The sequence below is a fragment of the Cellulomonas sp. P4_B5_2 genome (assembly GCF_056402235.1).
Genome location: NZ_JBFUHU010000379.1, coordinates 1 through 3176, shown reverse-complemented (window position 1 = coordinate 3176; position 3176 = coordinate 1). Strand labels below are relative to the sequence as shown.

Sequence of the window (3176 nt, the reverse complement as noted above, 5' to 3'; positions counted from 1 at the left end):
GGCCTGCGCCTGCCGCGCCGCCTCGAGCGCCTCGGCCCGTGCGGAGGCGCCCAGCAGGGACCGTCCGGTGCGCAGGATCGCGAGGGACCCGGCCTGGGCGGCCAGAGCCGCGATCCAGGCGCAGGCGAGCGCCGCCGGGACCATGAGGACCAGCGGGAAGGGTGGATGGGTGAGCCCGTTCGTCGCGGCGACCACCGGGTAGACCAGGCCGCCGAGCGCGAACCCCCCGGCGACCGTGACGACGACGCTCTGGACCGTGAGGAGCAGGCCCGCGACCACCACGTAGGCCGAGTGCGCCCAGGTGCGACTGTCGGACAGGATCGCCCACCACGAGGCCCAGACCCCGTCACGCCGCGGGTAGGTGGGCGCCGAGATCTCGACCGCCAGCTGGGCCTGCAGCCGCGTCCGCTCGAGCTGCGCGAACGGCCGGCCCGCCCACAGGGTGGCGACGAACATCGGGATGCCGATCAGGACCGCGACCAGGGACAGGGACACGGACAGGGCGACTGCGAGCCCGATCGCCGCGATCAGGAGGACGACGGAGCCGACGACGAGCTGCGAGATCCCCCGCCACGTCGCGACCGACACGGGGGCCGCGGCCAGGGCGCGGAGGTCGGTGAACGCGGGGGCGACGACGCGCAGGTCGTCGGACACGCTGCCCGGGGACGTCGGTGAGGTCATGACAGTGACGCTAGGGGTCCGGAGCGATCGGCTGACAGCCTGACCACCCACCAGCACGCGGTGGGGTTTCCCCTACCCCGCGCAGGACGGGCCGGCCCTCCCAGTGAGGACCGGCCCGTCCGTCACGCGACTAGCCGAGGGTGCAGGTGGCGCCGTTCAGCGTGAACGCCGTCGGGTTGGTGTTGGTCCCCGTGTGGGAGCCGTTGAACCCGATGTCGGTGCTCTGGCCGGCACCGAGGGTGCCGTTCCAGGCGGCGTTCTTGGCGGTGACCGCCGTGCCGGACTGCGACCAGTCGGCACTCCAGCCCTGGGTGACCTTCTGGCCGTTGGCGAACGAGAACCCGAGGGTCCAGCCGTTCAGGGCCGTGGAGCCGGTGTTGGTCACCTTGACGGAGGCCGTGAAGCCCGTGTTCCAGCTGCTGGCGGTGTACGCCACCTTGCAGGAGCTGGTCGTCGTCGGGGACTTCGTGGTGACCGAGAGGGCCGAGGACGCGGCGGAGACGTTGCCCGCGTTGTCCCGTGCCCGGACGGTGTACTGGTACGCCGTCGCCGCCGTGAGGCCGCTGTCGGAGTACGACGCCGCGGTCGGCGTGCCGACCTTGGTGGTCCCCCGGTAGACGTCGTACCCGGCGAGGCCCGAGCCACCCGTGTCCGTGGACGCGGTCCAGGTGAGGGCGACGCTGGTCTCCGTGACGGTCGTCGCGACGAGGCCCGCAGGCACCGACGGGGCGATGGTGTCCGTCGTGGTGGCCGGCAGCGTGGTCACCGAGAGCGCGCTCGACGCCGCGGAGATGTTCCCCGCCACGTCTCGCGAGCGCACGGTGTACGAGTACGCCGTCGCCGCGGTGAGGCCGGTGTCGGAGTACGACGTCGTCGTGGTGGAGCCGACCTTCGTCGTGCCCCGGTAGACGTCGTACCCGGCGACGCCGGAGCCGCCCGAGTTGTCGGTCGACGCCGCCCAGCTCAGCGTGAGGCTGTTCTGGGTGACCGCGCTCGCGGCGAGGCCCGTGGGGACGCTCGGCGCGACCGTGTCGGTCGGCGTGGCCTTGGTGGTGACGCTGAGCGCCGAGGACGCCGCCGACACGTTGCCGGCCACGTCCTTCGCCCGGACCGTGTACGAGTACGCGGTGGATGCCGTCAGGCCGGTGTCCGTGTACGACGTGGTGGTCGAGGAGCCGACCAGCGCGCCGCCCCGGTACACGTCGTACCCGGCGACGCCGGAGCCGCCGGTGTTGTCCGTCGAGGCCGTCCACGAGATCGTGGCCGACGTCGCGGTGGTGGTGCCGACGAGCAGACCGGTCGGGACGCTCGGGGCGACCGTGTCGGTCGGGGTCGGCGTCGAGAACAGCCGGTCGTAGTCGGCCATGGCACCGGCGACGGCCGTCTGGGCCMAGAACCGGTGGAAGCTGAACGTCGGCGCGGCGCCGCCGTCCAGGTACGCCTGGACCTTGGACCACTGGGGGTCCTGCTTGTACCAAGAGCGGATGTCCAGGAACGAGACGCCCGGCTTGATGGCGTCACCGTTGGGCATGGTGCCGGTCCAGCCGACGGGGATGTAGACCCCGTTGCCGCCCGCGACGTAGGTGTCGTCGAACCGGCCGAAGTCGGTGCGGGTCTCCGGCGCCGAGACGCCCAGCGGGTCCTGGTTCGAGGCCCAGATGGCGTCGAGCAGGGCCTTGACCTTGGTCTGGATGGCCGTGTTGCCGGACTTGGCGGCGTAGAACAGGAGCGTCCGGGCGGTGTCGCCGGCGACGCCGACGTCCTGGCCGCTGCTCTTGACGACGACCTTGAGACCCGAGTTGGAACCCGGGCTCGCGGCGTTCCAGGTGTCCGGCTTGCCGGTCCAGGTCAGCTCCGAGGGGACGGACCACGTGGAGCCCGAGACCGTGATGTTGGCCGCGGCCCACGGGGCCCACTTGTCGAGGATCGCCTTGGCCTGCGCGTTGCCCGACGCGTAGTACAGCTCCGCGACGCGCTGCATGCCCCACGCCTGCATGCCGAACCACTGGTTCGACGGCGGGTCGTTGTAGACCGGGGCCTCGGTGTAGCCCATGCCGTAGAAGGTCGGCGTCCCGGCCGGGGGCGTCGCGTACGCGCCGTCCCAGCTGTTGGTCGCGCCACCGGCGATGCCGCCCTCAGGGGCCTGCAGCCACTTGTAGAACTCGAGCTGGCGGGTCAGCGAGCTGGCCCAGTCCGACTTGGCCGTCGGCGACTTCGGCGTCAGGGCCGCGTCGGTGGACAGCACCCAGGCCGCGAGCGGGTTCTGGTAACCGAAGTGCGCGTGCGAGGACCCGATGCGCCAGGCCCAGCCGGCCGACGAGTCGAGCGCGCCGCCCCAGGCGTAGTACCAGGAGAGCAGGCCGTGCGCGCTCTCCTTGCCGGAGCCGGCCGGGCAGGACGGCGAGGTGCAGCCGACCGCCTTGAAGTACTTGTCGAACAGCGCGTAGCGCAGGTAGTCGCCCATCTTGGCGGCCTTGGCCACCGTGCCGGCGACC

Annotated in this window: 2 protein-coding genes; both read right to left on the bottom strand. The window is 72.1% G+C overall.

The features are described 5' to 3' along the window. On the bottom strand, window positions 1-681 hold a 681-nt coding region (locus tag AC1DUQ_RS19765; RefSeq protein WP_477074421.1), incomplete at its 3' end, for a sensor domain-containing protein. Between the two features lie 130 nt (window positions 682-811). Further along, window positions 812-3176, bottom strand: a 2365-nt coding sequence (locus tag AC1DUQ_RS19760; protein ID WP_477074420.1) for a glycoside hydrolase family 48 protein, incomplete at its 5' end; no start/stop codon positions are given.